The organism is Zongyangia acetica, from assembly GCF_038739695.1.
GTDB classification, from domain to species: domain Bacteria; phylum Bacillota; class Clostridia; order Oscillospirales; family Ruminococcaceae; genus Zongyangia; species Zongyangia gallinarum.
Window position 1 is genome coordinate 32,428 of sequence record NZ_JBBEWN010000016.1, and the last position, 23,327, is coordinate 55,754.

At 56.7% G+C, this 23,327-nt stretch carries 22 protein-coding genes and 1 pseudogene; 11 read left to right on the top strand and 12 right to left on the bottom strand.

The window, feature by feature from the left end; genetic code table 11:
• Positions 1–82 precede the first annotated feature (82 nt).
• From WGC32_RS12975 to WGC32_RS13030, 12 genes are all read right to left on the bottom strand, one after another.
• Complete coding sequence (locus WGC32_RS12975) at positions 83–1,063, bottom strand: AraC family transcriptional regulator (RefSeq protein ID WP_342682478.1); 981 nt, start codon at positions 1,061–1,063, stop codon at positions 83–85.
• Between the two features lie 18 nt (positions 1,064–1,081).
• Positions 1,082–2,464 (bottom strand): ABC transporter ATP-binding protein, encoded by a 1,383-nt coding sequence (locus tag WGC32_RS12980; RefSeq protein ID WP_342682480.1) that lies wholly within the window; start codon positions 2,462–2,464, stop codon positions 1,082–1,084.
• Positions 2,458–3,153, bottom strand: a complete 696-nt coding sequence (locus WGC32_RS12985; RefSeq protein WP_342682482.1) for an energy-coupling factor transporter transmembrane component T — start codon at positions 3,151–3,153, stop codon at positions 2,458–2,460. Before WGC32_RS12985 ends, WGC32_RS12980 begins: the two co-directional genes overlap by 7 nt.
• A 1-nt stretch (position 3,154) precedes the next feature.
• Positions 3,155–3,754, bottom strand: a complete 600-nt coding sequence (locus tag WGC32_RS12990) for an MptD family putative ECF transporter S component (protein WP_342682484.1) — start codon at positions 3,752–3,754, stop codon at positions 3,155–3,157.
• A gap of 137 nt (positions 3,755–3,891) precedes the next feature.
• Positions 3,892–4,716 (bottom strand): class I SAM-dependent methyltransferase, encoded by an 825-nt coding sequence (locus tag WGC32_RS12995; protein ID WP_342682485.1) that lies wholly within the window; start codon positions 4,714–4,716, stop codon positions 3,892–3,894.
• A gap of 24 nt (positions 4,717–4,740) precedes the next feature.
• Positions 4,741–5,556 carry a class I SAM-dependent methyltransferase gene (locus WGC32_RS13000; RefSeq protein WP_342682486.1) on the bottom strand — a complete coding sequence of 272 codons (816 nt, stop codon included), beginning with the start codon at positions 5,554–5,556 and terminating at the stop codon, positions 4,741–4,743.
• 41 nt (positions 5,557–5,597) lie between these two features.
• Positions 5,598–6,413 carry a class I SAM-dependent methyltransferase gene (locus tag WGC32_RS13005; protein WP_342682488.1) on the bottom strand — a complete coding sequence of 272 codons (816 nt, stop codon included), beginning with the start codon at positions 6,411–6,413 and terminating at the stop codon, positions 5,598–5,600.
• Positions 6,414–6,578: 165 nt separating this feature from the next.
• Positions 6,579–7,094 carry a hypothetical protein gene (locus WGC32_RS13010; RefSeq protein ID WP_342682490.1) on the bottom strand — a complete coding sequence of 172 codons (516 nt, stop codon included), beginning with the start codon at positions 7,092–7,094 and terminating at the stop codon, positions 6,579–6,581.
• Between the two features lie 61 nt (positions 7,095–7,155).
• The gene (locus WGC32_RS13015) at positions 7,156–8,001 is read right to left on the bottom strand and encodes a class I SAM-dependent methyltransferase (protein WP_342682492.1); all 846 of its coding nucleotides are present in this window, start codon (positions 7,999–8,001) and stop codon (positions 7,156–7,158) included.
• A 192-nt stretch (positions 8,002–8,193) separates the two neighbouring features.
• Complete coding sequence (locus WGC32_RS13020; protein WP_342682494.1) at positions 8,194–9,924, bottom strand: ABC transporter ATP-binding protein; 1,731 nt, start codon at positions 9,922–9,924, stop codon at positions 8,194–8,196.
• Entirely contained in the window at positions 9,921–11,666 is a 1,746-nt protein-coding gene (locus WGC32_RS13025) for an ABC transporter ATP-binding protein (RefSeq protein ID WP_006572685.1), read from the bottom strand. The genes WGC32_RS13020 and WGC32_RS13025 overlap by 4 nt, the downstream gene beginning before the upstream one ends.
• Positions 11,667–11,741: 75 nt before the next feature.
• The gene (locus WGC32_RS13030; RefSeq protein ID WP_342682497.1) at positions 11,742–12,371 is read right to left on the bottom strand and encodes a TetR/AcrR family transcriptional regulator; all 630 of its coding nucleotides are present in this window, start codon (positions 12,369–12,371) and stop codon (positions 11,742–11,744) included.
• Between the two features lie 166 nt (positions 12,372–12,537).
• Here WGC32_RS13030 and WGC32_RS13035 point away from each other — a divergent pair, with 166 nt between their 5' ends.
• The 11 genes and pseudogenes from WGC32_RS13035 to WGC32_RS13080 all read left to right on the top strand — a co-directional run bounded on the left by WGC32_RS13035 (position 12,538) and on the right by WGC32_RS13080 (position 23,015).
• Complete coding sequence (locus WGC32_RS13035; RefSeq protein ID WP_342682498.1) at positions 12,538–13,158, top strand: TetR/AcrR family transcriptional regulator; 621 nt, start codon at positions 12,538–12,540, stop codon at positions 13,156–13,158.
• 68 nt (positions 13,159–13,226) lie between these two features.
• Positions 13,227–14,978, top strand: coding sequence for an ABC transporter ATP-binding protein (locus WGC32_RS13040; protein WP_342682500.1), 1,752 nt, complete (start codon positions 13,227–13,229; stop codon positions 14,976–14,978).
• Positions 14,975–16,714: an ABC transporter ATP-binding protein gene (locus WGC32_RS13045; protein WP_342682502.1), complete on the top strand. Its 1,740-nt coding sequence runs from the start codon at positions 14,975–14,977 to the stop codon at positions 16,712–16,714. Before WGC32_RS13040 ends, WGC32_RS13045 begins: the two co-directional genes overlap by 4 nt.
• Before the next feature lie 186 nt (positions 16,715–16,900).
• On the top strand, positions 16,901–17,587 hold the full coding sequence (locus WGC32_RS13050) for a class I SAM-dependent methyltransferase (RefSeq protein WP_342682503.1): 687 nt from the start codon (positions 16,901–16,903) through the stop codon (positions 17,585–17,587).
• Between the two features lie 67 nt (positions 17,588–17,654).
• Entirely contained in the window at positions 17,655–17,987 is a 333-nt protein-coding gene (locus WGC32_RS13055; protein ID WP_342682505.1) for a hypothetical protein, read from the top strand.
• Complete coding sequence (locus WGC32_RS13060; RefSeq protein WP_342682507.1) at positions 17,987–18,730, top strand: recombinase family protein; 744 nt, start codon at positions 17,987–17,989, stop codon at positions 18,728–18,730. The genes WGC32_RS13055 and WGC32_RS13060 overlap by 1 nt, the downstream gene beginning before the upstream one ends.
• Positions 18,727–20,361 carry a recombinase family protein gene (locus WGC32_RS13065; RefSeq protein ID WP_342682509.1) on the top strand — a complete coding sequence of 545 codons (1,635 nt, stop codon included), beginning with the start codon at positions 18,727–18,729 and terminating at the stop codon, positions 20,359–20,361. The genes WGC32_RS13060 and WGC32_RS13065 overlap by 4 nt, the downstream gene beginning before the upstream one ends.
• 23 nt (positions 20,362–20,384) lie before the next feature.
• Entirely contained in the window at positions 20,385–21,131 is a 747-nt protein-coding gene (locus WGC32_RS13070; RefSeq protein WP_342682510.1) for a metallophosphoesterase family protein, read from the top strand.
• A gap of 167 nt (positions 21,132–21,298) precedes the next feature.
• A pseudogene (locus WGC32_RS15145) lies at positions 21,299–21,613 on the top strand (DUF1016 N-terminal domain-containing protein); the annotation flags it as partial.
• Between the two features lie 88 nt (positions 21,614–21,701).
• Positions 21,702–22,181, top strand: a complete 480-nt coding sequence (locus WGC32_RS13075) for a low molecular weight protein-tyrosine-phosphatase (protein ID WP_342682513.1) — start codon at positions 21,702–21,704, stop codon at positions 22,179–22,181.
• Complete coding sequence (locus WGC32_RS13080) at positions 22,182–23,015, top strand: KilA-N domain-containing protein (RefSeq protein ID WP_342682514.1); 834 nt, start codon at positions 22,182–22,184, stop codon at positions 23,013–23,015.
• The last annotated feature ends 312 nt before the right edge of the window (positions 23,016–23,327 follow it).

Below are 23,327 nucleotides of genomic sequence, written 5' to 3' on the forward strand. Positions count from 1 at the left end.
AAAAATTGGCATGGTGAGATGTCTCTCACCATGCCCTATTGTATCGGTTCTTGCCCATGCTTGCCGCTCCGCCCGGCCGGCATCACTCCGTTTCGTCAGGAAAAGAGAGAACGGGGTTCCCGCCTCCCCGTCGATATTCCAACGGAGTTTGTCCCTTCACCGCCCGGAAAGCCGCGGCAAATTTGCTTGCGCTGTCATAGCCCACCGCCCCGGCGATCTCTGTGACACTGGTCTCCGGTTCTTTTCGAAGCAGCAGAGCCGCCCGATCCATCCGCAGTGCCCGCATATAGGTGTTCACCGGACTGCCATATACACTTTTGAAGCAGGCCTTCATGGTGGTCAAAGGTATCTGGTACTGTCTGGACAGAGCCTCCAATGTGATATGCTGCTCCAGATGCTCCACTAGATAGGAGCGGATGGCCTTTACCGTTTCTACCTGGGAACGGTAAAAATACGGTTTTTCCGTTCCGCTTCCCAATTCCAGGGCGTCGAGATACAGCAGCAGCTCCAGAATCTTTACCCGGAAGTAGGGCATTTTGATCCGCTCCGGTACGGCACACAACTCCTGAAAAATGTGATCCACCGAGGGTGCTCCGTGAATGACCTGCGGCCGGGCATCCGGGCAGAATTTCCGCTGAATGGCGGCCAGATCCAAAGGATAGTCTCCCGCCAGACGAGCCAGTTCCACGGGTGCCATGGACAGGTCAAAGCACATGGAGATGCCATGATAGTGGGACAACGGGAGAGAAAAGTATCCTTTGTGCTTCAGGCGGCGATCCACTTTCAGGTCACCTGCCTCCACATAGGAGAACGCGTCGTCGCCCACAGCGTATTCCATCCGGCCCTCCCGGCAATAGTCGATGCAGAGGAGATCCTGCCGGGTCTCAAAAGAGGAGTCGCAATAGGCCATGTGGAAATCGTTATACAGGATGGTAGTACCGGGGAACACCTCGTAGACGGTCATGGTTCCCTCGCCGCTCTCATTTCGCAGCTGATAAACGCTGCACCCACCGCTCTTGGCCAAGAGGCGCAGATCCGGCTGGCTGTCCTGTAACAATGCCACTGCGGCTCAGCTCCTTTCTCAAAGTTCCAGGACTCGATCACAGGCACACTGGAGAAATTCGCGGTCATGGGTTACCACCAGAACCACCCGCCCCTCGTCCGCCAGTTCCCGTGCGCAGCGAGCCACTTCCTGCATTCTTGCATAGTCCAGACCACTGGTGGGCTCGTCGAATACCAGCAGCGGCTTTTGGGACAGCATGGCGGTAGCCACCGCCAAACGCTGCTTCTGCCCGCCGGAGAGGGCCATAGGGTGCTTTTCCCGGAACGCAAGCAAATGGAGTCGGTCCAATACCTCCTGAATGCGCTGGTCGGAGGGCCCTTCCGCAGCCAGCCGACACTCTCCCCACACACTGTCGGAAAAGAGCTGATGGTTCACATCCTGCATGACGCAGTAGGCGATCCGCTGCCGCTGCTTCGGACCAAGGACGCGGCCATTGAGTCGGATCGTTCCGGCACTCTCCGGCATCAGGCCGCACAGGCAGCGGGAAAGAGTACTCTTTCCAACGCCGTTGTCGCCTGTGATGGCAAGCACCTCCCCCGGGCGGGCGGAGAAGGAAAGGTTTTGAAATACCGGCGGCTCCCGCTTGTACCGGCAGTACAGGCCCTCCACAGACAATCCATTCTGTTCCCCCGCAGCGCGGGCGGCCGGTAGAGTCACCTGAGTAGGCGTGAGCGTGCGAAGACCCAGAGCGATCCGTTCTGTCTCAGCCAGCCGCCGGAACTCTGCTCCGCTCCAACTTCGCTCCACAATCCCATCCCGCAGATAAACGGCCCGATCTATGAGGTCCGCCAGAAAGTATAGCCGATGCTCCGCAATGAGAATGGTGTGCCCCTGACGTTTCAGGTATGCGATTTGATCATGGAGCCGGTCAATGGTATCCCGATCCAAATTAGCCGTAGGTTCATCCAGAATATAGAGTTCCGGCCTCATGGCATAGACCGAGGCAAAGGCCAGCAGCTGCTTTTCCCCGCCCGACATGGCAAAGATGTTCCGCCCCCTCAACCGCTTCAGATGCAGGCGGTCGGTGGTATCATCCAGCCGACGGAGGATCTCGCCCCGGGCCACACCCTGGTTTTCCAGGCCAAAAGCCAGCTCGCTGTCGGAATCCAGATTGAAAAACTGACTTTTGGGGTTCTGGAAAACAGACCCCACCTGCCGGGCCAGTTGGTAAAGAGGCTGTTCCCGCACCGGCGCGCCGTGGAGCAGAACCTGTCCGGTCAGCGTGCAGTCCTCTGTAAATGCCGGGATCAGGCCGTTGACCAGCTTGGTGATGGTGGTTTTTCCGCAGCCGGAAGCGCCGCAGAGCAGGACACACTCGCCCGGTTTGATGGTCAGATCCACATGGGTGAGGGTGCCCGCATCTTTTGTATAGGAAAAGGATACATCCTGCAGCTTTACCATGGAAACACCCCCAATTTGACCGCCAGGAGGGCAGCGGTCAACCCCACGCCCACAAGGAACGCGGCGCCGTCCACCGGCGAGGCCCGCAGCTCCACCAAACTGGTCTTAGGCGCCGGGTCCTCGATCCCTCGTGTCACTGCCGCCGCGGACAGCTCCTCCGCGGTGCCGGTGGCGGAGACCATCAGGGGAACCATGATCCCCTCCAGTTTTGCCAATCCCCGGATGCCCCGCAACCGCATCGCATCCCGGATATAGCCTGTCTCTTCCCGAATGGCGGGAAAGTACCGCAGCGTCACCGAGACGGCCACGATCAGCCGCTGAGGGAAGTGGATCTTCCGCATTCCAGCCACCAGATAGGGCATAGGCGTCCGGCGAAGCATCAGAAAGCCGATCATCAGGCAGGGCAGCATCCGGCGGGCATAGTTAGCGAAAATGGAAAAGCTGGTAGCAGCCCATCCCGGCGCGGCCGGCAGAATCCAGTATTGCAGGCACAGGATTCCCCCAAAGATCAAGAGGCTTTTCCCCGCCATGGTAAAGCAGCGATGGAGCGACATCAGGAGCAGGAGAAAACCGATCCATGTCATTTCCATCCAAAAAGGCTGCTCACTGAAGGCCGCCAGATTGGCGAAGACCAGCAGAGCAAGACCCACCCTGGGGTCGAACACCAAACAGCGCCGTGCCTCCTCCATGTTACAGAATCCCCGCCTTCTCAAAGTGCTTGCGGAACATTCCCCTGGCCAGCAGGATACCCAGAATAGCTCCCACGATAGGCGCCCCCACCAGAACCACGATCATGCCCGGAGAAGTCAATGCCGCCAAGGTGGAGACATAGGCTTCCGGCATTCCCTGCTGGCTGATCTGCGCCAGAAAGCTGTCCCGCATGATCCAGATAGGCAGCGGGGAGCCGATCATCCCCAGCGAGAAAAATACGTATGCCAAAGCGTTGCCACGGAAAGACCGGTAATGACTCCGAACTCTGATAAACTCCGCCAGAGCGCAGCTCACTGCAAAAGCGATAAGGATCACCACCGTGAACTGCCCAGTAACAAAATAGATCAAGGCCGTAATAAAGCCCATCAGAATCACCGCACCGGTCTTTGGCACCTTGGCGCACATCATCAGGAATGGGATACCCGCAAATATGGCGATCAGGCCAGGCATCAAGATCCAAAGCAGAGGATGCAGACCGCTGAGAAGCATAAAAGCAAAGTTAATGACAAAGTAGATGGCAGAGAAAATTCCCACCGTAATGATGTCCTTTCCCGTCATCCCTTTTTTCTGCGTATTCATGATGTACCGCTCTCCTTTAATGCGGTTAGATTATGCTAACCGTTATTTCTGAGAAAAGGCGCTCAGCGCGCCCCTTCTTACTGAGTATAGCGGCACATCGCTGTTCTTTCCGCTCCGATTGGACGGCTTTATCCCGTTTAGTCATGGAATTTAGCGTTGTGACAGAGATGTACCATCTTCACCATACAGAATCGGTCCGAAACTGCCATGCTGACCTTGGTGGACAGCTTCAATCCGGTTCGGGTGATATGGCGGTAATAAGGCTCCTCAGCCAGCACCCTGACCCCACTGCCGATTTTTCCGGCCAACTCCGACGCCGAATCCACATAGAAAAACATCTGCGCATCCCCGTGGCCCACCTGCTTCATGTACTTTTTCCGCATCATGGCCATACCGCTTTTGCTCACGGTATCAAAGACGATTTCGATCTCTCCAACCCCCGTGAGCATCCGCAAAAGTTCCACAACCTTATTTTCCTCAAAATAGTGGAACAGGCCGCCGGCGGTGACCAGAATAGGAGCATCCGGCACATCGGCGCGGATTTGCCTGATCCAGTCCCCGGCAAAGGCGTCTCCGGCCAGATAGGTCTCCCGCTCCGGCTCCGGCAGCAACTCCCGCCGGTACTCCACCACATGGGGCAGATCCACGGCATACCAGCGCGACCTTCCATTGTCGCAGCGATAATAGGCCGTCTCCAGACCGCAGCCCAGCTGGACGATCACGCCGTCTGGCCTGTGCTCCAGAAACGCCCGGATGTACCGATCCATATTGGCGGACCGGGCGGCGGAGGCCAGCAGAGTATACTGGCTCTGTCCGTCCTGCTCCGGCAGGCTGGAAGGCAGTTTCTTTTTCAGTTCCAGCGCCTTTGGATCGTACAGGATCTGCGGGCAGTACTCGCTGGCATAGATCCTGCCCAGCATGGGGACAAACAGCGTGTCCTCTACAACACCCAACTTGGACATGGTCAACCCTCCTATTTGGACGAATTACTTTCTGCCCACAAGCAGCCGGGAAGAGCCCAGCATCATCATGGCAGCCCGGCGGTGGGAGCCGAAGGCTTCTTCCGCGGTATCAATGAGCCGGACATCCTGATAGCCCATCTCCCGTAGTTTTTGGGCAAAGGCATCCATATCGCCGTACAGCTTGGGCTTCATATCATCGTTCAGAGCGAAGACGCCGCCTTTTTTCAGCACCCGCAGGCTCTCCAGCAGCAGCTTGTGCATATCGGCTCCCATGATATTGTGGTAGACATAGTTGCTGATGACCGCGTCAAAACTCTCATCGGGGAAATCCAGATGATTGGCGTCGCCATGCCGGAACACACACCGGGAGGCCACGCCCTCGCTGGCGGCGTTTTTCTCACAGAGGGCCTTGCTGTAATTGTACACGGCGCCCCAGTAGTCCACGCCGGTGGCCCTTGCCTCCGGCCAGGTCAGGGCCGCACGGATCGACAATGCCCCGGAGCCGCAGCCGACTTCCAGGAGACTGCCCTGGCCGTCATAGTCCAGGTGAGAGAGAACGACCCGGTGAACCTGTTCCATGATCCCGCCGCCGCCAAAGGCATACTGGCGCCTGATCCATGTGATCCAGACCAGCAGGGCTGCCAGCGCCGCCGTAGCAACAGAGAACAGAACGCCGAGAACCGTGATGTGAAACACAAAAAAGGAGAGTACGGCCAGAACCACGGCCAGAGCCGTGATGCCGCCAATCATGTAGAACACGGGATTGGACATCCAGCTTCCGTAGTTTTCGCCGTGACTGCCGAGTCGGATTTCCGCTTGTTTGTTACGCTTTTGCTGCATTTGATTTTCCTCCTGTTGTTCAATATTTGTGTGCAACTCGTTTATGGGCGTTCCTCCTTCGTCTTCCGACAGACAAAGGAGGCAATGCTCTGAACGGTGCGGACCTTTGCAGGCCCGAATGTTTCCTCCAGACGATGCCGCAGGCTCTCCGCCGTCTCAAAGGGCGGGGTGAACCAGCCCTTTGGCACATACAGCCTGCGGATTAGCCAGTCCGTGCGGCGGTTTTGTCCCCGCACATAGAAGCAGCCGCAGAAAACTCCGCCGGGCCGCAGTACACGAAAGATCTCCCGCCAGGCGGCCTCCTTGTCCGGAAACGCATGAAAGCCATTGAGCGAGAGCACGATGTCGAAGCTGCTGTTCCCAAAGGGCAGCGCCCCCACATCCCCCTGCTGAAAGCGCACATGGGCAAGTCCCTCGCCCCGGGATTTTGCCCGCTCCAGCATCTCCGGCGAGTAATCCAGGCAGGTGATCTCCGCCTCCGGCATTTCCCGATAGAGGGGCATGGTCAGTATCCCGGTACCCACGGGGACTTCCAGCAGTCTTCCGGAAAACCCCTCCGGTATTCCGGAAAGGGCGGCGCAAAGGTAGTCCTGGGTTTCCGCACGGCCCATTTCCCATACCAGACTGCACACCGCCCGGCCTGACAGGGTGGAACAGGTGATCATGCCATCATAAAATGTCCGTTTGCCTCCCAATCCCCGGTAGGCGTTTTGAATCCGCTCTTCTTGTCCCATTTTTTCACCTTCACTCACGCAAGCACCCAGCGCCACATCCAGCGTCATCATGAGGGCAGAACTGGTACCAAACAGTGCGGGCCCCACATTGGAGCGCTTTTTCACTGATATCTTCGGAATCATTCCATCGAATGCCGCTGAAAGCCGCACTCTTCATTCATCTTTTTTCCCTTCCTCCAGCGGCCCCTCTGGGGGTATGGGAAACAATTTTTGTACCCCATCATCTTGACTGCCGGACTGACGATTTGAAAAGGAACACTCATGCGGCACATCTTGTTTTCTTACCATTCACCAAAATATATCGATGAGCAGCCCCAGCCCTGCCTGGGCCGCCGCCAGGATGGGGCACATCAAAAACGGCCACTGGAGCAGGTGCTCCGGCAGAGCGTAGTCTTTCATCCACGCGTTGAACCCGTAGCCGGGGTGCCCTTCGGTCCCCGGAATGATAAACCGGCTTTTCGCCTTCCTCTGAATCAGCCAGAAATCCAGAAAGAACAGGTCGCAGAAATTGACCATCATCCACTGGATATACCCGGTCAGGGCCAGAGGCCAGAACCCTGTTGTCCCACCCTCCATGGTACTGACCGCGCCATAAAGCAGAAGGGGCAGCAGCTCCCCAAAACAGATCCAAAGCCAGTAAAAGCGGTTTTCCGCACTGGTGGGCGGATCTTTTGCCGCCTTGATGATGGCAGGCGGATAACAAGGGAACATCAGCCGGGGTTTATACAGCGCCACCAGTCCGGCAAACAGGTTAAAGTAGGCCGCCATAGCAAACCCGTCCAAAACGGTGCGCGTCCAGTTCATACACATCTCCTATCACGATCATTTGCTCGTATTCCGGGTGGAAAAAGTCGGTTAGGTATCATCATTCTGCAAAGTCGATCCGGACGATCTGCAGGTGCATCGGTCCGTCGGCCAGCTTCGCCAGCAGCCGGTGGACGGGCCGAACCGCCGGATCATGAAGCGATTGATAGCCCAGCATATAGCCCCGGCTGGAAACAGAAAAAAGCGGCGACCAGGGCTCCAGCTCCCCCTTGGCGTCCTTGACGGAAAAATAGGCACCCACATCCCGGATGCCCGCCTGCTTCACCCAGGTTTTCAGCATCAGCCGGACAGCCGTTTTCCCGGCCGCGTCAAAGACAAGCCGCCCTCTTGGGAAGCGTTTTGCGATGCCTGTGGTCAGAGATTTGACATCTTCCGTCGTGAAGTAGTAGAAGACCCCGGCGGCAAACAGCACCGCTCCATCCTCAGGATCAGTGCGGACGGCATCCATCCAGCGCGGGTCTTTCAGATCAAAGGCCAGGTTTTTCTCCCGCTCCCCGGCGGGAAGCAGGCGATCCCGCAGCTCGATCACATCCGGCAGATCGATGTTCCAGATGCTGCACCGGCCGTTGTCGCAGGCCCGCCCGGTGTTGTCCAGACCGCAGCCCAGATTGATGACAGCGGCTCTGGGATGGGCATTCAGATAGTCCTGCACCTCCCAGGCAAGGTCATTCTGGCGCATGGCTACCTCCAGCGCACCGAAGGTCTGCATCAGGCCGTTTGCCTGCCGCTCCAAAGGGGAGAAGTCGTAGTCCACCTTCTCCATCAGCATGGCCGCCGTCGTATCCTGATACAGTCCGGGAAACCGCCGCGAGCAGAGCCGCCGGCCATACAGCGGGATGATGAGCGTCTCCTGCACGGAGTCCTTCTCGATTTTGTACTTCTCCATAGGCCCTCCTCAAAAGGAACGGTACTCTATGTTTGATTATAGTTAGTAATCGCTAACCGGTCAAGTCATTTTCGCTTTGAAGTATCAATTACCCTCTCAAGCGCAATCTCCCGGACACAACAGGAGTGCCGCCGCCGGAATGTACCCGGTGACGGCACTCCTTTTTTCCTGATGATTTGGGCGTTTCCCCGCTCAGAGCTTCCACTGGCCGGACTCTTTACGACCGGATACGAACGCTTGATACAGGCCCTCCTGGGCCATGAGCTGGCTGTGGGTGCCCCGCTGAACGATCTGTCCATCGTCCAGCACCAGGATCTGATCCGCATTGCGGACCGTCTTCAGCCGGTGCGCGATCATCAGAATGGTCTTGTTCCGAGTCAGGGCTTCAATGGCCTTTTGCAGCCGGTCCTCATTCTCCGGGTCTACATTGGCGGTGGCTTCATCCAGAATCACGATGGGAGCGTCTTTCAGGATAGCCCGTGCGATGGAGATGCGCTGCTTCTCGCCGCCGGAAAGGCTGGAGCCACCCTCGCCGATGACGGTGTCGTAGCCTTGGGGCAGGGTGAGAATGAAGTCGTGGCAACAGGCTTTCTTCGCCGCGGCCACCACCTCCTCGTGGGTGGCGCCCGGGCATCCAAACTTGATGTTGTTTTCCACCGTGTCGGCAAAGAGATAGACCTTCTGGAATACCATGGAGATCTGATCCATCAGGCCCTCCAGGGTATAGTCCTTCACATTCTGACCGCCCACCAGGACGGCGCCGCTCTCCACATCCCAGAACCGGGCGATGAGATTGCACAGCGTGGTTTTCCCGGAGCCGCTGGGACCCACGATGGCGGTGGTGGTTCTGTCCGGGATGGAGAAGGATACATCCCGCAGGATAGGCCGCTGGTCATAAGAGAACGAAACATGGTCGAAGGTAATGCCGTGATCCCTGGGCGTGCCGGCCCGACCGGTCTCTGCCAGCTGGGGCATGGCGTCCGTCTCATCGGCATGGGCCATGCAGCTGCTGACGATACGCAGCAGGGACATGCCGCTGCCCGCCGAGGAGATCTGAGCAAAGACCAGGAAGGACATGATGACCACCATCAGAGCGTTGGCCAGAATCATCGTTCCGGAGAGATAGAACCATACCGCCGCAAGCATCATGGCCACGCTTCCCAGCTGGAGCGCGATCCCCTGCGCCATAATATAAGGGGTGAACATCTTTTCGATGTTCAGGTTGCTGCGGCAGTTGTATTCCAGTGCTTCCTGCAAGGTGCGGTCACCCCGTCCGGTGAGGTTGAAGGACTTCACCACGCTCATGCCCTGCACATACTCCAGCACCGCCTCCACCAACTTGGCCTCGGACTTCTGACGGTGCGGGGCGAGGGCGGCGGATTTTTGCTCCATGGCCGAGGTGATGAACAAATAAACTGCTGTGGCCGCCACCACAATGAGACCGATCCGCCAGTCAAAAATCAGGATCATCACCGTAAAGACCAGAGCGTTGAGCATCCCGCCCAGCATGGTCACCAACACCATGGGGGCCACAGTCTCCACATTGTCCAGTACAGTGGTGCAGACCCCGGTGAGCTCTCCCAGGCTGTTGTCGTTGAAGTAGCCCATGGGGACGGATTTCATCCGCTGCCCGATGGCCACGCGCTTATTTGCCGCCATGAAGTACCCGGCGTGGGTCTGCTCAAGCTGGGAGAAATATCTGGTCACGGCGCTGCCCAGAATACTGACTGCCAACAGACCCAACGCCTGCCACGCCGTGGCAGGGCCGGTTTTTCCATCCAGCAGAGCCAGGATGGTGTAGTAGATGGCGGCAATCTCAAACATATGGAATACCGCATTGAAAAAGCAGGCGATCACCGAGCGCCGGATGTTGCGCTGTTCCTCACCGGCAAACCGCCAGATACCTCTGAATGTCTCGATCATACCGTTTCTCCCTCCTTTGCGCCCATGTGAGCCTGCCACAGATCGGCGTACAACGGACAATGGCGCAGCAGGTCTTCATGCCTGCCCTGCGCCTCGATGCTTCCATCCTTCACCACCACGATCTGATCAGCGCCGGTGATGGTGGACAGGCGGTGGGCAATGACGATGACCGTCTTACCCTCCACCAGTTTTGCCACTGCCCGCTGGACCACTGCTTCATTCTCCGGATCAATATAGGCGGTGGCCTCGTCCAGAATCACCACGGGGGCGTTTTTCAGCATAGCCCGGGCGATGGCGATACGCTGCCGCTCTCCTCCGGAGAGATGGGCGCCTCCGCCGCCCACCCGGGTGTCATAGCCATGCTCCAACTGGCGGATGAAACCGTCGCATCCGGCGGCTTTGGCGACTTGTTCCACTTCTTGATCAGTGGCATTTACCCGGCCCATACGGATATTTTCCCGGATGGTATCGTCAAAGAGGTAATTGTCCTGAGAAACAAAGGCCACCTGGTCATAGAGTTGTTCCAGCGGGATACGGCTTTCCTCCACGCCGCCCAGGGTAATGCGGCCCTCGGTCACATCCCAGAAACCGGCGATGAGCTTGGCAATGGTGGACTTGCCCGAACCGGAGGGACCAACCAAAGCGGTGAGGCTGCCGGCCGGAATGGTGAGGGAGATGTTGTGGAGGATCTCCTTGTCCTGGGCATACCCAAAGGAGACATGATCCAAGGCGATATCCGGTCTTCCCAGCTGTGCCGGCTGTGTTCCGTGATCCTGCTCCGGCTTCAGGAGGATCTCGTCCACCGAACCTACGATGGTACCCACCTTGGCAAGATTATCCACAAAGCCCATGGCGGCAATGAGAGGTCCCACAATGCTCATGGACAGGATGATGGTGGTGAGAAATACCTCTGCGGACAAGCTGCCGTCCGTGTAGAAGATCCAGCCCACAGGCAGCACCGTAATAAGCGTGGTGGGAGCGATGGCATAGGCCAGCGCCATTCCAAACTGGCATTTCTTCATCCAGTTGTAGTAGTAGGCAGCATTGGCTCGTACCCGGGAGGAGAACTTCTCATAGGAGTTCTTTCCCTGATTGAAAGCCTTGATGACCTCAATGCCGCCGATGTACTCCACAATGGTCTCGTTCATGGCCTGGGTCGTCTCCACCGCACCCTGATAGTCCTTGCCATAGCTGCCCATGATGGCCATCATAAAAGCCATGCCCACAGGAATGGACACCAGACTCAGCAATGCCATGCGCCAGTCCAGCGTAAACAGATACACGAGAACGCATACCGGCGCCAGCAGATTGGAGGTCATCTCCGGCAGCAGGTGGGCCAGTGTCGTCTCCATACTCTCCACCTGATCTACCACGATCTGTTTGAGCCGTCCGCTGGAGGTGTCCAGAATGTCTCCCAAGGGTAAGCGGGGCATTTTGGACAGAACCATCTTCCGGATGTCCCGCAGGATCTGGAAGGTGGCCTTGTGGGAGAGGGAGAGCGCCAGATTGTAAAGCAGAGTTTTGGCCAGATAGCCACCAAGGGCCACCATGCACCACAGAAGATAGAAGTTCCAGTCCCGCTGCCCGGTGAGAAGCGCTACCAGGATACGCCCTGCCGAGAGATACGGCAGCAGACCCAGCAGGACACCCGCCACCGCGCAGAAGATGGCGGCAATCAGGCCACCGTGATGATCCTTGCCCAGCTGCCACAACCGCAGCAGTGGGCTTTGTGTTTGCTGCATAAATAAGCCTCCTTTGGTTAGCGTTTGCTAACCTTTGGTTTTATGAAAAGGCCGCCGAGAGAGCGGCCTTTTGCACTACTGGAAGTTTTCGGGATGAAAAATCGTCTCAAATCCTGCCATGTGATAGCGGTTGAGTTGGCGGACATAGTGGAGCGCCCGGGCCTTATCCATGCGGTGCCGCACCGGCTCAAACATTCCGTTGAAGTAGGCGGTGGTAACGATATGGATCAAGTCCTCGGTGACCTGACCGGAGCGGACGCTCTCACAGCCGATGACCTCCATGTATTTGTAGGTGTAACTGACTTCGATCTCCACCAACTCGTCCACATAGTGAGCATATTCCGTCCCGGCGGCCCGGCGAAGGAGCAGTTCAAACTCCGGGAGGTGCTCATAAATGTAGTCAAACAGTCCCTCTTGAGCATGGGCGGTGTAACGCCCCATCTCCTCCTGCTGGGTCTGGCCGTCAAACTGGTGAAAAGACTCCTGTATCTCCAAAAAACGGCGCTTCAGCTCTCCCGCGGCAGGCTCCACCAGGGCCCGGAACAATCCCGCCTTGTCAGTAAAGCGGGTATAGATGGAGCCGGTGCTGGTTCCCGCCGCTTTGGCGATGTCCCGCAGGGAGGCCAGAGCAAAGCCTTTTTCCAAAAATTCCTGACGGGCGCAGCGGAGTACATTTTCATAGACCCCTTCGATCTGCTTTGCCATGGTATCGCCTCACAATCCAAAACAGTGTTTTATAACGATGTTTTGAATATACAACCAAAAAGCGAGTTTGTCAAGAGAGGATTTCCCCTTGACAGGGGCAGAAAGGGATGCTATATTGATAATCAGATTATCGGTAATCAAATTATCATTTGTCGGGAGGGGTGTTATGGCAAGACCGGATACTTCCATCGACCCTCGGATCATGGACAGTGCCAGAGAGGAGTTCCTGGCGCTTGGCTTTGAGAGGGCTTCCCTGAAATCCATCTGCCAGCGAGCGGGTGTGACAACCGGGGCTCTTTATAAGCGTTACGCCGGAAAAGAGGAACTGTTTCGCGCTGTGGTGGCGGATACTGTGGCGGATTTGGATGCTGTTTATGAGGAGCGGACGGCGGTGCCGGCATCCGCCCTCTCCGACGAAGACCTGATCCGGGCGTGGTATATGGATGAGGAATATATGCTGTGGTGGTTCCGCTTTCTCAATGAGCGGCGGGATGGCTTTGTGCTGCTGCTCACCGGAGCGGAGGGCACCGCTTACGCCAACTTCCAGCACGACTGGGTGGAGAAAATGACGGAAGGCACCTGGACCTACTACGCCGAGGCCAGACGCCGGGGCTTGTGTACGGTGGATATGACGCAGGAGGAGCTCCATGTGGTCCTGTCCGCCTTCTGGACCACCATTTACGAGCCCTTTATCCATGGCTTTGCCTGGCCGGAGATCCAGCGCCACTGCACGCTGGTCTGCCGTCTCTTTGACTGGTACGCCGCCCTGGGATTCCCCAAGGGGTGAAAAACGCCTCTCCGGAGGCTTTTTTCTCGCTAACAAGTTAGCAATAACTAACCAAAAGGAGTGATACTGTGTTTCAAAAAGTCCTGCGCTACACCGGACGCCACCGGAAGACCACCTACGCCTCCATTCTGGTGCTGGTGGCCGGCGTGGCCATGAGCGTGCTGCCCTATTTCTTCCTCTACCGCCTGCTGCGGCCCCTGCTGACGGGGGGCAGTCTCACTTTGGAGGAAACCTTGTTCAACGCCGGGGCCATGGCTCTGTGCATGGTCCTCTACGGCCTTCTCTATGTGGAGGGGCTGGCTCTGTCTCATCGCTCCGCCTATCATACTTTGGAAAACCTCCGGCTCCACCTCCAGAGCAAGCTGGAAAAGCAGCCCCTGGGCGCGATCCAGGAGAAGGGCGTTGGAGTCTGGAAGAAGATGTTCATTGACGACATTGAGAGCATGGAACTTCTGCTGGCCCACGCCCTGCCGGAAGGGCTGTCCAATCTGGCGGTGCCGGTGGTGGTATTTGCGGCCATGTTCCTCACGGACTGGAAGCTGGGTCTGCTTTCCCTCTGCTCCCTTCCGCTGGGCGTGCTGGCCATGGGCATGATGTACCGCTCCGGCATGAGCAAGATGGGAGACTACTACGCCGCCGGGCAGAAAATGAACAACACCATCGTGGAGTACATCAACGGCATGGAAGTCGTGAAAGTCTTCAACCGGGACGGAGAGTCCTATCACCGCTTTGAGACCGATGTAAAAAACTACCGTGATTTTACTCTGGATTGGTTCCGGGCCTGCTGGCTGTGGATGGCCCTCTACACCAGCATTTTGCCCTGCGTGGCGCTGGTGCTGCTGCCGGCCGGCGGCTATCTGGTACTCACCGGCGCCTCCACCTTGCCGGATTACGCGCTGGTATTGTGCATGTCCTTTTCCGTGGGACCGCCTCTGATCCGAGCTATGAACTTTATGTCGGTGCTGCCCCAGCTGAGCTACAAGATCGATCAAATGGAATCTCTGTTCAATATTCCGCCTCTGAATGAAGGAAAGACGGAGTTCAGCGGAAACGATTTGCAGATCCGCTTTGAGAATGTGCGGTTTTCCTACGAAAAGGACGAAGTCCTCCACGGCGTCACTTTCTCTGTTCCCCAAGGGAGCCTCACTGCTTTGGTGGGAGAATCCGGCAGCGGAAAATCCACCCTTGCCAAGCTGCTGGTCCACTTTTACGATGTGACGGACGGACGCATCACGCTGGGAGGGCAAGACCTGCGAGAGATGTCCCTCGCCTCTCTGAATGAGCAGATCTCCTTCGTCGCGCAGGAGCAGTTCCTGTTCAACACCAGCCTGTTGGAGAACATCCGGCTGGGAAGACCCGGCGCCACCGACGAGGAGGTGCTGGCGGCGGCGGAACGGGCTCAATGCGGAGAGTTTCTGAAACGGCTGGAAAAAGGAATCTATACCATGGCCGGCGATGGCGGCAAAGGGCTTTCCGGCGGGGAGCGGCAGCGGATCGCCCTGGCCCGGGCGATTTTGAAGAACGCTCCCATCGTGGTGCTGGACGAGGCCACCGCTTTTTTGGACCCGGAGAATGAGGAGAAAATGAACGCCGCCATTGCCGAGGTGATTCGTGGCAAGACGGTCATCGTCATCGCCCATCGGCTTCAGTCCATTGCAGGTGCCGATCAGATCGTAGTGCTGGACCAGGGCAATGTGGCAGGGATCGGCCGCCACGATACATTGCGAAAGACTTGCCCCGCCTATGAAAAACTGTGGCGGGCTGCCGAGGGAGCCGCTGCCTGGCGCGTCTCCGCGAAGAAAGGAGGCGGCGAAGCATGATCGCGCTGATGAAACGAATCCTGTCCGTATCCGGCTCCTACCAGGGGCGGATCAAGCTGGCTTTTGTCTTTGCGTTCCTGAAGGCCATGCTGTCCAAGGCCCCCATCGGCTTGTCTTTCCTGGCCCTGAGTGCCTTTCTCCAGGGAACCATGACGGCACGGTTGTGCTTGTGGCTGGCGGTGGGCACGGTGGGCTGCGTGCTGCTGGAGTGCCTGTGCCAGAACATCGCCGACCGGCTCCAGGCCGCGGCGGGCTATATGGTATTCGCCGATCTGCGCATGGAGCTGGGACGGCATCTGCGCCGCCTGCCCATGGGCTATTTCACAGAGGGCAACATCGGCAAAATCAGTTCCGTTCTGTCCACCGACATGGTGTTCATTGAGGAGAACTGTATGCACGACATTGCCAACATGATGAGCTATACCTTTGCCCAAGCCATTCTTGTGCTGTGGCTGGCCTTCCTGAATCCCTGGCTGGGACTGGCCGCCTTGGTGGTGGTAGGGATCATTTGGCAGCTGGGCCGCGCTTCCCTGGGGAGCACCCTGGCTCACTCTGATGTCCGACAGGAGCAGAGCGAGGCTCTCACACGGGCAGTGCTGGACTATGTGGAGGGCATCGGCATCGCAAAGACCTTCAACCTGCTGGGAGAGCGTTCCGCGGAGCTCACCGAGAATTTTGCCCGGAGCCGCAAGGTCAGCATCGAGTTCGAGGAGAGCCAGGCTCCCTGGATGCTGGCCCTCTATCTGGTGTGCGGTCTGGGCTCGGTGCTGATAATCCCCCTGTCCCTCTGGCTCTATGGCCGGGGGTCGCTCTCCATCACCTTCCTGCTGGGTGTCCTGCTCTTCGTCTTTGACCTCTTCGGCCCCATGAAGGCACTCTACAGCCAAGCCACCCGCCTGACGGTGATGAACGCCTGCATGGACCGGATCGAGGCGGTACTGGCCCAGCCAGAACTACCTGACCGGGGCCGGGAGACCTTACCCAAAGCCGGCGGTGCCCCGGAGGTGGAGTTTCGAAATGTCACCTTCGCCTACGGGGAGAAAGAGGTACTGCATGATGTCTCTTTCACACTGGAGAAAAACCGGATGCTGGCCCTGGTGGGGCCCTCTGGCGGCGGTAAAAGTACGGTAGCCAACCTGCTCTCCCGGTTTTGGGATGTCAAACAGGGCCAAATCTTAGTGCGGGGCAGGGATATCCGCGATATTTCTCTTTCTGATCTGATGGATCAGATCTCTATGGTGTTCCAGCGGGTCTACTTATTCCAGGATACCGTCTATAACAACATCGCCATGGGGCGGACAGACGCCACACGGGAGGAGGTTTATGAGGCGGCCAGAAAAGCCCGATGCTATGACTTCATCATGGAGCTGCCCGACGGCTTTGACACGGTCATCGGCGAAGGTGGAGCCAGCCTATCCGGCGGAGAGCGACAGCGAATCTCCATTGCCCGCTGCATTCTGAAGGATGCTCCCATCGTCATTCTGGATGAGGCCACTGCCAGCGTGGACGCCGACAATGAGAGCTACATCCAGGAGGCCATCACCCAACTGTGCCGGGGCAAGACCCTGCTGGTCATTGCCCACCGGCTCAATACCATTCGTCACGCCGATGAGATCCTGGTTATCGACCAGGGGCGCATCGTTCAGGCCGGCGCCCACGACACACTTATGGAGGAGGAGGGCATTTATCGCCGCTTCATCACCGCCCGCTCCAATCCCACCAGTTGGTGCCGGTAAAGGCAGAGGCGCGAAAGAAAAGAATGACCGGGATGCGTGTCCCGGTCATTCTTCGTTCCAGCTTCTTCCCTTGATTGATCCCGGGGGGCATACAAATCCAATATAGTGGCATCTTGCAATTTCATGCGACAAAGAGTATGATGTAGTTAGCAAACGCTAACCGCATCATTGAGGTGACCATATTGTATGGATGACAACAAGCAGTTTTGGGAGCGGTTTTCACGGCATTACGCCGGCTTCATGCGCCGCTCTCAGGCGACCTATCAGCAGATCTGCAAAGCAATGCGTCCTTTTCTGAAACGGGACATGGATGTGCTGGAGTTGGCCTGCGGAACAGGTCAACTGTCCGTCCCTCTGTCTCCGTGTGTCCGGAGCTGGGAGGCAACCGACTTTTCAGCCGAAATGATCCGTCAGGCCAAAAAGCAGGTGCACTCGTCCCGGCTCCATTTCTCCGTCCAGGACGCTACCCAGCTGCCCTACGGCCCGGAGAGCTTCGATGCGGTTGTGATCTCCAACGCCCTCCATGTCATGCCTCACCCGGAAAAAGCTCTGGCGGAAGCCTGGCGGGTTCTGAAGCCAGGGGGATGGCTGTTCGCCCCAACCTTTGTCTGGGGCAAAAGTCGAAGCGCCAGACTCCGGCTCTGGTTCATGGGGCTGTCCGGCTTTCGGGTGTACCATGTCTGGACTGCCGGGGAGCTGATGGCATACCTGTCCGAGTGCGGCTATTCCATCGTTCGCCATCAGCTTCTCGGAAGTTCGTTGGTGCCGCTGTGCTGTCTGATAGCCAGGAAGATCCCGGATGAACGGACTGCGGCACGGCAGACCACCGTCCGGTCCGCGCAGCTCGATGATCCAAAAGTCAAGAAGGAGTGAGAGAACATGTGGAAGCACACAGTGGAAGTCAACGGAATGATGTGCGGGATGTGCGAGGCTCATGTCAATGACGCCGTACGCAATGTTGGCCACGCTGAAACAACAGGGCCTCATTGATCCTGACATTTTTATATCCCAGAGCAATGAGTTGGCCGAGCAGCTCCGCGCTGTAAAGCTGAAAAAGGAGCGTCTTCTGACCGTCGATGGCGACAACACCATCGCCCAAACAAGAGAGCTGATGGAAATCTTGAATGATGGCCCGGACTTCCTTGACAGCTTTGACGCAGAGCTGTTCGGTGAGCTCGTTGAAACGATCATCGTGGAAAGCAATGAGCGAATCCGCTTCCGCCTGAAAAACGAGCTGGAGCTGGCTGAAACCATAGAAAGGACGGTGCGCTGATGGGCAATCGGAAGCAGCCGTTTGGCTATAGGGTGGTTATGGGCGAAATTGCCATCCATCCGCAGGAATCAAAGCTGGTAGAGTACATCTTCCAACAATACCTTGCGGGTGCCACCTACAACACCTTGGTAGAGGAGCTTCGGGAACAGTCAATTCCCTATGACGAGGGAAAGCTATGGAACAAAAACATGGTTGCCCGAATTCTGGAAGACAGCCGCTATACGGGAGAGCGCGGCTATCCGCCGGTCATTGATCGAGAAGCCCTGGAGAAAACACTGGAAAAGCGAAGCGCAAAGCAGACGGCAGCTCCCAAAACGGACACGCAGAAGCTCCTCCGCCGCTTCAGCGGGCGGCCATCGACAGCGCGCATGGAGCGGCAGGTGCTGGATCTGCTCAACAGCCTGATCGTATCGCCGGAACAGCTCCGGCTTCCGGCAACAGCGCCGCCTGATCAATCCACTGAACTGAACCTGCAGCGTGAGCTGGACAGGGTGATGGGATGTCAGCCAATCGACGAGGATGCCGCAAAGGCGTTGATCCTGTCCATCGCTGCGGCTCAGTATAGTGCCGTCGACTCCCGCGAATACGAAACGGTTCGTCTGCGCAGAGTGTTTTCCGGGCGTCAGCCCATGACTGCGTTGGATGCAGAACTGCTTCAAAGTTCCGTATCCGCCATCCATTGTCATAACGATGGAACCCTGAATATCCAGCTAAAAAGTGGTCAAATAATTGGGAAGGAGTGAAACAGCATGAGAGAAAGCCGCCCAAAGTCATCACCATACCCGCAAAGCCGGAGGTCGCAAGCCGGCAGGCGATCCAGCGCCAGCTTCGCGTGGCTGCCTACTGCCGGGTATCCACTGATGACGAGGAGCAGCTCACCAGCTATGAGGCGCAGCAGAACTACTACACCGACAAGATCATGACCAACCGGGAGTGGACCATGGCCGGGATCTTCGCAGACGAGGGCATCACAGGGACATCGGCTCGGAAGCGGCCCGAATTCCTGAAGATGATCCGGCTGTGCAAGCAGAAGAAGATCGACATCGTCCTGACCAAATCCATCTCCCGCTTCGCCAGAAATACGGTGGACTGCCTGAATTACATCCGGGCCCTGCGGGAATTGGGCATTGCGGTCATCTTCGAAAAGGAGAACATCAACACGCTGGAAGCCGACAGCGAGATCCTCATCACCATGCTTGGAGCCTTCGCTCAGGCAGAAAGCGAGAGCATCAGCGCCAATGTCCGCTGGGGCAAACGGCAGGCCATGCGCGAGGGAAAGACAATCATACAGTATAATCGGCTGTACGCCTATGAAAAAGGCGAGGACGGCAAGCCGAAAATCATCCAGGAGCAAGCAGATGTGGTTCGTTCGATCTATGACCAGTATTTGAGCGGAGCCAGCCTTCGGATGATCAAAGACAGGCTGGAAGCGGAGCAGATCCCCAATGTGACCGGCGGCTCCCAATGGACGATCACGGCGATCCGAAGCATCCTGACCAATGAGAAGTATTGCGGAGATGTCCTCCTCCAGAAGACCTACATCAGCGACTGCATCAGCCGCAAGGTCATCCGCAACACGGGGCAGCTCCCCATGTATCTGGTGCAGAACCATCATGAGGGCATCGTGGAGCGCAAAACCTTCGATGCGGTACAGGCAGAGATGGCGCGGCGCAGTGCCGGGAAAAGCCCTTCCAAAAAGAATGCCCCCACGGGGATGACATCCTATGCCAGCAAATACGCCTTGTCGGAGCGCCTTGTCTGCGGCGAATGCGGCACCCTGTACCGCCGCTGCACCTGGTCCAAGCAAGGCAGGAAGCGCGTTGTGTGGCGCTGTGTCAGCCGGCTGGACTACGGCACCAAGTACTGCCACAACTCACCAACACTGGACGAGGAACCGCTCCAGAGGGCAATCCTCGCCGCCATCAACTCCGTCATGAGCCAAAAGAGTACGCTGATCCGGCAGATCACCTCTGCCATGGAGATGGAGCTGGCTCCGGTCCCAGGAGAGAGCATGAGCCTTGCCGATATTGAGCGGCGGCTGGACGAGCTGAACGACCAGACCCGTGAGCTGGTAGCAGAAGCTGCCCGAGCGGAGGACGCCTCCGCCTGCACCGCCCAGCTGAGAGCTGTCATGAATGAGGCTGCCGTACTGAAAGAAAAGCGGGCCCTGATCGAAGAACAGCGTCAGAGCAACGCTCAGGCTGTACGGCGCATTGAAGATGCGGCTGCCGCGATGGCTCAGGCGTCCACCCACATCAGCGAATGGGATGAAGCTCTCATCCGGCAGCTGGTGGATACGGTCAAGGTCAACTCAGCGGAGAAAATCACGGTGTTCCTCCGCGGCGGCGTTCAGGTGGAGCAGGATATGATATAATAAGCAAAAGAAGGTGAACCGAAATGATCTATGCAACCGGCGATACCCATGGCAACTTCCAGCGGTTCGCACCCGAACACTTCCCCGAGCAGGCCGGAATGACCAAGGAAGACTACATGATCATCTGCGGAGATTTTGGCGGCGTATGGGATGGGGGCAAGAAGGAGGAGCGGAATCTGGACTGGCTGGAGGATCTGCCCTTTACCACGCTGTTCATCAGCGGCAACCATGAAAACTTCGACCTGCTGAGAAAATACCCGACAGAGGAATGGAACGGCGGAAAGATTCAGCGAATCCGGCCTCATGTGATCCACCTGATGCGCGGGCAGGTCTTTGACCTGCAAGGATACTCCTTCTTTACCATGGGCGGTGCCAGAAGCCATGATATCGAGGACGGTATTCTGAACCCCAAAGCACCCGATTACGAAGAACAATACTGGGCCCTTCGCAGAATGGGCGCCCGATTCCGGGTCAACCACCACTCCTGGTGGAAACAAGAGCTTCCCGATAAATCCGAGTATGAGGAAGCTCGGCACAGCTTGGAAAGCATTCACTATGAGATGGACTATGTGATCACACACTGCGCCCCAAACAGCATCGTGGACATACTGGGAAACGGTGGATATGTTCACGACCACCTGACCGGCTTCCTGGAGGAAGTCAAAGAACGAGCCAAGTTCCACTACTGGCTGTTCGGACATTACCACGACAACAAAATCATCGACGACCGCTTCGTCCTGCTCTGGGAGCAGATGGTACAAGTGGTGTGAACAGGCCAAAGAGAAACGCAGGAGGCGCCTCCTGTGCTTCTCCTTGGCCTGTTTCTAAATAAGGCAGGTTCTGCCGGAAAGGAGAAGCCATGAACATCCGCAAAAATATCGATTATTCCGCCATGTTTGCAGCCCTGGACGCCGCGCTGAACGCTGAGCTGCCCCAGATGAAACTCTGCTACGAACTGGGCCGCATCGTCTGCTCCAGGCCGGAGAAAGGCGCGGCTGTGGCCGCAGCCGAACACCTGCACAGCCGTTTCCCCGATGCTGCCGGCTTCTCCCCGCGCAACCTTCGCCGGATGCGGGAGTTCTATCGGATGTATGAGGACACCCCCGAGTTGCTGGCCCTGGCCATGGAGATCAGTTGGACCCAGAATGTAGTCATTTTGGAAGCAGACATGGAGCCGGAGGAGCGGCGCTGGTATCTTCGTGCCGCTGGTCGTTTTAGCTGGTCAAAGGTGGAACTCCAGAGAAAAATCGATTCTGACGCCCATCTGGAAATCCAACTCGACGAATCTGAGGTTCCGTGCTATACTGAGTGCGATAGTAATGAGTTGGAGTGTACGGAGCATGATCAGGATACTTTTTCTCTGCCACGGCAATATTTGCAGAAGCCCGATGGCCGAGTTTATCATGAAGGATCTGGTGAAGAAAGCCGGTCTGGAGCAGAGCATTCAAATCGAGTCGGCAGCTACCAGCACCGAGGAGATCGGCAATCCGGTGTATCCGCCGGCTCGCCGCAAGCTGTCCGAGCATGGCATCGACTGTTCCGGCAAACGAGCCCGGCAGCTTCTGAACAGCGATTACGAGAAGTACGACCTTCTGATTGGCATGGATCGAGCCAACCTGCGGAGTATGTACCGGATCTGCGGCGGCGATTTTGCCGACAAGATGCACCTGCTGATGGACTTTACCAACCGTCCCGGAGAGGTGGCCGGTCCGTGGTACACCGACGATTTCGACACGACCTGGCGGGATGTGGAGGAAGGCTGCCGGGGGCTGTTGCACCATATCCAGTTGCAATCAGCAATTCATGGAGGTGATTTCTGAATGAATAATAAATTGATTGTCCATGGGACAGAAATTTCGGTCACCACCATTGACGACAAGGATTATATCTCCCTGACTGATATGCTCAGGGCGAAAGACGGAGACTTTTTCATCTCCGACTGGCTGCGAAACCGAAACACAGTTGAATTCCTCGGGATATGGGAACAGATCCACAACCCGGATTTTAATTATGGCGAATTCGCCGCAATTAGAAGTCAGGCTGGTTTGAACAGCTACAAACTCAGCGTCAAAGAGTGGGTTGAAAAGACGCATGCAATTGGACTGCGGGCAAAGGCCGGAAGATATGGCGGTACATATGCCTACAAAGACATTGCCTTTGAGTTCGGCATGTGGATCAGCCCTGAGTTCAAAATCTATCTGATCAAAGAATTTGAACGACTCAAGGCTGAGGAAATGAAACAGCTTGGCTGGGACATCAAGCGAAATCTGGCCAAGATCAATTACCGCATCCATACAGATGCTATCAAGGAGAACCTGATTCCGCCGGAGCTTTCCGCAAAGCAGATTTCCATGGTGTATGCCAGTGAAGCCGATGTGTTGAACATGGCCCTGTTCGGTATGACTGCAAAGCAGTGGCGGGACAGCCATCCCGATCTGAAAGGGAATATCCGTGACTACGCCAATGTCTCTCAGCTGGTCTGCCTTTCCAATCTGGAGAACCTGAATGCCGTGTTCATCAGCGAAGGAATGTCTCAGGCCGAGCGGCTGACAAAGCTCAACGCCATCGCCATCAGCCAGATGGAGATCTTGACGCAGGATCACCGCATCGAAGCTCTGGAGGCTCATAGCGAAGAACTATCTCCTGTGGAGTAAAAAATAATAGGCAAGACGTTTGCGAGTGGGCGAAGGCCGTTGCATCTATAGTGTTGTGATGTTCCAAGCAAAAACCAGATGGAATAAATTCCATCTGGTTTTTTGCTTTTCATCAAATTGACTAAAATCCTTCAAAATTCTTCTGTATCTAAAAGCAATCATATTGTGATATAATGTAAGTACATACTAATAAAGAAAAGACCTGCTAATAAAAGTCAAGTAGAAATTTCAGATTTTTAGGGAAGCGAAAAAGGCAACACAAAATCAAGCCGCTGAGCATCTCAAAATTAAAACGGCGGCCAGCCAGATGGT